This is a genomic window from Staphylococcus casei (assembly GCF_030294405.1).
GTDB classification, from domain to species: domain Bacteria; phylum Bacillota; class Bacilli; order Staphylococcales; family Staphylococcaceae; genus Staphylococcus; species Staphylococcus succinus.
Map to the genome: position 1 here is coordinate 2,802,105 of NZ_CP125718.1, position 6,794 is coordinate 2,808,898.

A 6,794-nucleotide genomic window follows, 5' to 3' on the forward strand; every position below is an offset into this window, starting at 1 on the left:
TATTATTACACAATAACCAATACAAATTTATTTAGTTTTATGCGTTTGGAGCTATTGCATTAAGAAGCTCTATTCTCCTTTGTATTCAAAAAAAGCTCTCATCTCAAAGGAGATTCCTCTCGGTTTACAATAGCGCTTGCTATTGCATTAAGAAGCTCTATTCTCCTTTGTATTCAAAAAAGCTCTCATCTCAAAGGAGATTGCTCTCGGTTTACAATAGCCCTTGCTATTGCATTAAGAAGCTCTATTCTCCTTTGTATTCAAAAAAGCTCTCATCTCAAAGGAGATTCCTCTCGGTTTACAATAGCCTTTGCTATTGCATTAAGAAGCTCTATTCTCCTTTGTATTCAAAAAAGCTCTCATCTCAAAGGAGATAAGAGCTTCTATAATATTTAGCGTTTGTATAATTTTATCTTTATTTCATAATAATCATCATGGTCTTTAGTTTGGTGTTCAACATAGACACCACTTTTTTCGATTGTTTCTAAGCTTTTCCCCACTGTTTCTCTGGCATCAGTTAGATCTTTAGCAAATTCAAATCTCTGCGCCTTCACTTTTTCAGGTCCAACTTTTTGTTTCACGCGTGCTTCTGTTTGTTTTACATTCAACTTTTGACTAATTACCGTCTCAACCAATATCTCTTGATCTTCTTCAGATAAACTTAGCATAGCACGTGCATGACGTTCAGTAATTTTTCCTTCACGTAAACGTTCAATGACTTTTGGCGTTAATTTCAATAAACGTAATTTATTAGCAATGAAACTTTGACTTTTCCCTACACTTTTAGCTAAATCACTCTGTGTCGTATCTCCAATTTCCAATAACTTTTTATAGGCTTCCGCTTCTTCAATCACTGATAAATTTTCACGTTGAATATTCTCAATCAATGCAACAACCGCGGTTTCTTCATCATCTAAAAATCTAATGATTACATCTGCATAAGTTTTACCTAAAGTTTGTAAGGCTCTGAATCTACGCTCACCAGCAATAATTTCAAACATATCTTCTTCGATTGGACGTACGACAATCGGTTGTAACAAACCATGCTCTTCTATTGATTCTGCGAGTTCTTTAATCTTATTTGGCTCAAATACTTGTCTTGGTTGATAACGGTTTGGCACAATGCGCTCAATATGAATAGATTCAACGTTATTATTATAATCTTCTTCAATATAACCAACAATGTCATCTTTATTTTTTAAACCAAATAATTTAGAAAAAGGTTTCTTCATAAATTCCACGCGCTCCCTCTAAATTAATTGTATTGAATAACTTCTACTTTTCTAGTAATGGAGCCTTATTGGGCGTTCCAGGTTTTCTAGGATACTTTTTCGGCGTCTGGCTTCTTTTTTCGATAATAATCATCTGTCTTTCACCTGCATCTTCTGGTAATTCATATGAAATAGTATCCTGTACTTTTCCACCGAAGACTCCAATACCAAAGCCCGCTTCAGCTAATTCTTCCTCACCTTTAGATGATTTTAAAGCGATGAACTGTCCGCCCTTTTTAACTAAAGGTAAGCACAATTCACTTAATACGGAAAGTCTCGCAACAGCACGTGCAGTAACAATATCGTAAGACTCCCTGTAGGCTCCCTTACCAAAAGTTTCGGCACGGTCATGTACGAAACTTACATTTTCTAATCCCAACGCCTCAGCTAATTGATTTAAAAAATGGATACGCTTATTTAAAGAATCTACAATTGTAACATTCAAATTCGGAAAAATAATTTTTAAAGGAATGCTAGGAAAACCAGCACCAGCACCTATGTCACAAATTGTTAATGGCTGAGTCAAATCCGTATAAAAACTTGGAGCAATTGAATCATAAAAATGTTTCAAATATACTTCATGTTCTTCAGTAATACTTGTTAAATTCATTTTTTCATTCCATTCAACAAGCATTTGATAATACGTTTGAAATTGTTGTTGTTGTTCATTAGATAATTCTATACCATGTGTACTGAGTTGCTTAGTTAACCATTCTACACTCATCTTAATTATTCACCCTTTGAATTTTACCTTGTTCTAGATACACAAGCAAAATTGAGATGTCCGCTGGATTTACACCAGAAATACGAGAAGCTTGTGCAATGTTTAAAGGCTTAACTTCTGTTAATTTTTCTCGTGCTTCAGTTGCTAAACTTTCTACTTTACTATAATCTAAGTCTTCTGGAATTTTTTTCTCTTCCATGCGTTTTACTTTTTCAACTTGTTGTAAAGACTTGTTGATGTATCCTTCATATTTTGTTTGAATTTCTACTTGTTCTTCCACATCTTCTGGCAAATGATGCGCTTCATCTAAAATGTCTATAATTAAATCATATGTCATTTCTGGACGACGTAATAACTCTAAAGCTAATATACCATCTTTTAAGCGTGAACCACCTTGTGCTTCGATAATTTCTTGAACACGTTCTTGCGGTTTAATACGAATACTATTCAAACGTGCTTGTTCTGATTTTATCATTTCTCGCTTCTTATTAAAACGTTCATAACGCTCTTCTGAAATCATTCCTAATTCATAACCTAGGTCAGTTAGACGCAAATCTGCATTATCATGTCTTAACAGTAAACGGTATTCTGCACGTGAAGTTAATAAACGATAGGGTTCGTTTGTACCTTTAGTCACAAGGTCATCGATTAATACGCCGATATATGCGTCAGAACGACTTAAGATGACTTCATCTTTGTCTTGTACTCTAGCTGCTGCATTAATACCAGCCATAATACCTTGGCCAGCTGCTTCTTCATAACCTGATGTGCCATTAATTTGACCTGCAGTATAAAGATTTTTAATTTTTTTAGTTTCTAATGTTGGCCATAATTGTGTTGGTACAATTGCATCATATTCGATAGCATAGCCCGCACGCATCATATCTGCTTTTTCTAAACCAGGAATTGTTTCTAACATTTGACGTTGTACATGTTCAGGAAGACTTGTAGATAGACCTTGTACGTATACTTCATTTGTATTTCTTCCTTCTGGTTCTAAGAATAACTGATGACGTGGTTTATCATTAAATCTTACAAATTTATCTTCGATTGAAGGACAATATCTTGGGCCTGTACCTTTAATCATTCCAGAATACATTGCAGATAGATGTAAATTATCGTCAATGACTTGATGCGTATCGCCATTTGTATATGTTAACCAACATGGTAATTGATCTAAGATATATTCAGTAGTTTCAAAACTGAATGCTCTACCAACTTCGTCACCGGGTTGAATTTCAGTTTTTGAATAGTCTATTGTTTTTGCATTTACACGCGGCGGTGTACCTGTCTTAAATCTCACAACATCAAAACCTAAACCGCGTAAGTTATCAGCAAGTGAAACAGATGGTAATTGATGGTTAGGACCACTTGAATATTTCATATTGCCTAAGATAATTTCTCCACGTAAAAACGTACCTGTTGTAATGATTACTGCCTCTGCCCAGTATTCTGTACCAATATTTGTACGTACGCCTTTAATCACATCATCTTCAATAATTAATTCGTCTACCATACCTTGCATGATATCAAGATTATCTTCATCTTCAATCACTTTTTTCATTTCTTGTTGATATAACACTTTATCTGCTTGTGCACGTAATGCTCTTACAGCTGGACCTTTACCAGTGTTCAACATACGCATTTGTATATGCGTTTTATCAATTGTTTTCGCCATTTGACCGCCTAAAGCATCTATTTCACGTACAACAATACCTTTTGCCGGTCCACCAACGGACGGGTTACATGGCATAAATGCGATATTGTCTAAGTTAATTGTTAACATTAACGTTTTCGCACCACGTCGAGCTGAAGCAAGTCCCGCTTCGACACCAGCATGCCCGGCTCCTATTACTACTACATTATATTCTTGAGCCATACTTTTTCCTCCTTATTATTTCCCTAAACAGAATTGACTAAATAATTGATCAATCAATTCATCACTTGCTGATTCTCCGATGATTTCGCCTAAAAGTTCCCAAGTTCTCGTCAAATCAATTTGAATCATATCCATCGGTATACCTGTTTCTGCAGCATCTATAGCATCTTGAATGGCATTTCTAGCTTGTTTTAACAGTGAAATATGTCTTGAATTAGAAACATATGTCATGTCCTGACTTTGAACGTCGCCACCAAAGAATAAATCTCTTATTTGAATTTCTAGTTGATCAATACCTTCTTGTTTCAACATTGAGGTTTGAATTAATGGCATATCACCAACCATTGCTTTAACTTCATCTATATCTAATTGACGATCTAAATCCATCTTATTAACGATGACAATAGCATCTTCATTTTTAATTACTTCATAAAGTTTACGATCTTCTTCTGAAAGTGGTTCGTTGTAATTTAATACGAATAAAATTAAATCTGCCTCGCTCAACGCTTTTCTAGAACGTTCAACGCCTATACGTTCGACAATATCTTCAGTTTCGCGTATACCAGCAGTATCTACTAACCTTAAAGGCACACCTCTAACGTTGACATATTCTTCAAGCGTATCTCGTGTTGTACCTGCAACTTCAGTTACAATTGCTTTATTATCTTGGATCAGGTTGTTTAACATTGACGATTTCCCAACATTTGGCTTTCCTACAATAACGGTAGATAGGCCTTCTCTCATAATCTTACCTTGAGTTCCGGTATCTAATAATTGATTGATTTCTGCTTTAATTTCATTTGATTTACCTAGCAAGAATTCTGTAGTTGCGTCTTCTACATCATCATATTCTGGATAATCTATATTTACTTCGACTTGAGCAAGAATTTCGAGAATGGACTGTCGCTGTCGCTTAATCATATCACTTAAACGACCTTCTATTTGATTCATTGCAACTTTAGATGCACGATCGGTTTTAGAACGAATAAAATCCATCACTGCCTCAGCTTGAGACAAATCAATACGCCCATTTAAAAATGCACGTTTCGTATACTCACCAGGATCTGCAATTCGAGCCCCATAAGTCATCGTCAATTCCAATACTCTATTAATTGTTAGAATACCACCGTGACAGTTAATTTCGACGATATCTTCACGCGTGAACGTCTTTGGTGCACGTAATACAGAAACCATTACTTCCTCTATAACTTCTTTTGATTCCGGATCAATAATATGACCATAGTTTATCGTATGTGACTTAACATGTTCGAGTTTGTCTTTGCCCTTATATAATTTGTCTACGATACTTACTGCATCAACACCTGATAAACGCACGATACCTATAGCGCCCTCACCCATTGGTGTGGATATACTCGTTATTGTATCTAAATCCATCATCACATCTCGCCTCCTTCTCGACTTAAAAATTATCATTATAATATTGTAAATAGTTTAACATTAAAAAGCGAACATCTTGATTGAAAACCAGAACAAGTTAGTCTTAGGTTTGTCTGATGTAAGCCTAACGGCAGTCTTAATTCATTACTCCCCTACCCTACTTACACACGTTTATTAAAAACTTTTGCTATTTTCAAAACATGTTCTAAACTAGCTTGTATTTGTAAAGTATCCATATCTTTAGCTGGTTGTCTTGCAATGACAATAATATCAATTGGCATAATATCTGCTTTATGGATTTTGAAATTTTCACGAATCGCTCGTTTGATACGATTTCTTACAACAGCATTACCTAATTTCTTAGAAACACTTATGCCTAAACGAAAATGTTCTAAATCTTTGTTAAGTTTTGTATATACTACAAATTGTCTATTAGCTACTGATTTCCCTTTTTTATAAATAAATTGGAAATCACTATTTTTTTTGATTCGGTATGCTTTCTCCAACAAACATCACTCGCTTATCTTCTTCATTACATATATTCTATCTTAATATATGCCTTAAGCTCTAACTAGGCTACTATTATATAGTAAAAACTCCTACTATGCTTAAGTCATTTCCCTCATTAAAACCAAAAAAAAGACCACTGATGAGTCAGTGATCTTATGCTGATAAAACTTTACGGCCTTTACGACGACGGCGCGCCAACACTTTACGGCCATTTTTTGTGCTCATGCGTTTTCTGAAACCATGAACTTTACTATGTTTACGTTTATTTGGTTGATAAGTACGTTTTACCATGTAAAAACACCTCCATGTTTATTCGGTTATCTAACTATTATAATAGATAAATTAATATACGCTTCTGCTTTAAGTCTTGATTTAACTTAATTAATTTCTAGTCTTGATTCAAGCAACTATTTCAATATAACAAAATATATTTTATAAAGCAAGCACCAATTTAAGAGATCTTAGTAATATAGATTAAATTAATTATGCCTTCATAAATTATCATTATAATGAAAGATTTATATTAAGAACTGCTTTAAACGCCCTCGCTGTCACATTTAAAACATTTCCAAACAATCACATTTACTTTTATACATTTTTCATACAGTTTTATAAATTATTTCCCAAGACCCACAAATGTTTCTTTTTTTGGTATACTATTTATTCTTCAAAGTTATCCACTTATACACATATGGAGCGTTCTGTTTTGTGGATAATTTTCACACTATTCACAACTTCCCATACTATTTAACAACATATTCACACCCATTTGACAGAGGTCTATGTTAAAAAGTATAATTGTGTGGATAAGTCATGTAATTGTTGATACATAAAGGGTTTGATTTATTAAATTATATACAAAAGTCCTGTGCATAATTCATAGTAATGTATGAGTTATCCACTGACTGTGCGTAACTTGTGGATAATTATCAACAGGCTGTGATTCTATTTATCCACTGCTGTTATTTTTGTGTATAACTATTAAAATTTACAAAATATGGAGTTTGTTAAT

Annotated in this window: 6 protein-coding genes; all 6 read right to left on the bottom strand. The window is 34.1% G+C overall.

Annotation, left to right across the window (positions count from 1 at the left end):
- Positions 1-392 precede the first annotated feature (392 nt).
- The 6 genes from noc to rpmH all read right to left on the bottom strand — a co-directional run bounded on the left by noc (position 393) and on the right by rpmH (position 6,073).
- The gene (gene noc / locus QMO72_RS13500) at positions 393-1,232 is read right to left on the bottom strand and encodes a nucleoid occlusion protein (protein WP_046837914.1); all 840 of its coding nucleotides are present in this window, start codon (positions 1,230-1,232) and stop codon (positions 393-395) included.
- A gap of 43 nt (positions 1,233-1,275) precedes the next feature.
- Positions 1,276-1,995, bottom strand: coding sequence for a 16S rRNA (guanine(527)-N(7))-methyltransferase RsmG (rsmG, locus tag QMO72_RS13505; protein WP_103266155.1), 720 nt, complete (start codon positions 1,993-1,995; stop codon positions 1,276-1,278).
- Between the two features lies 1 nt (position 1,996).
- The gene (mnmG, locus tag QMO72_RS13510) at positions 1,997-3,874 is read right to left on the bottom strand and encodes a tRNA uridine-5-carboxymethylaminomethyl(34) synthesis enzyme MnmG (protein WP_103266154.1); all 1,878 of its coding nucleotides are present in this window, start codon (positions 3,872-3,874) and stop codon (positions 1,997-1,999) included.
- 15 nt (positions 3,875-3,889) lie between these two features.
- Entirely contained in the window at positions 3,890-5,269 is a 1,380-nt protein-coding gene (mnmE, locus tag QMO72_RS13515; protein ID WP_103266194.1) for a tRNA uridine-5-carboxymethylaminomethyl(34) synthesis GTPase MnmE, read from the bottom strand.
- A gap of 164 nt (positions 5,270-5,433) precedes the next feature.
- Positions 5,434-5,781, bottom strand: coding sequence for a ribonuclease P protein component (rnpA, locus tag QMO72_RS13520; RefSeq protein ID WP_199196639.1), 348 nt, complete (start codon positions 5,779-5,781; stop codon positions 5,434-5,436).
- A gap of 154 nt (positions 5,782-5,935) precedes the next feature.
- Complete coding sequence (rpmH, locus tag QMO72_RS13525) at positions 5,936-6,073, bottom strand: 50S ribosomal protein L34 (protein ID WP_000240855.1); 138 nt, start codon at positions 6,071-6,073, stop codon at positions 5,936-5,938.
- Positions 6,074-6,794 lie beyond the last annotated feature (721 nt).

Coding starts and splice junctions, on each gene's coding strand:
- mnmE (WP_103266194.1), bottom strand. CDS start 5,269: ATGGATTTAGATACAATAACGAGTATATCCACACCAATGGGTGAGGGC.
- rpmH (WP_000240855.1), bottom strand. CDS start 6,073: ATGGTAAAACGTACTTATCAACCAAATAAACGTAAACATAGTAAAGTT.
- mnmG (WP_103266154.1), bottom strand. CDS start 3,874: ATGGCTCAAGAATATAATGTAGTAGTAATAGGAGCCGGGCATGCTGGT.
- noc (WP_046837914.1), bottom strand. CDS start 1,232: ATGAAGAAACCTTTTTCTAAATTATTTGGTTTAAAAAATAAAGATGAC.
- rsmG (WP_103266155.1), bottom strand. CDS start 1,995: ATGAGTGTAGAATGGTTAACTAAGCAACTCAGTACACATGGTATAGAA.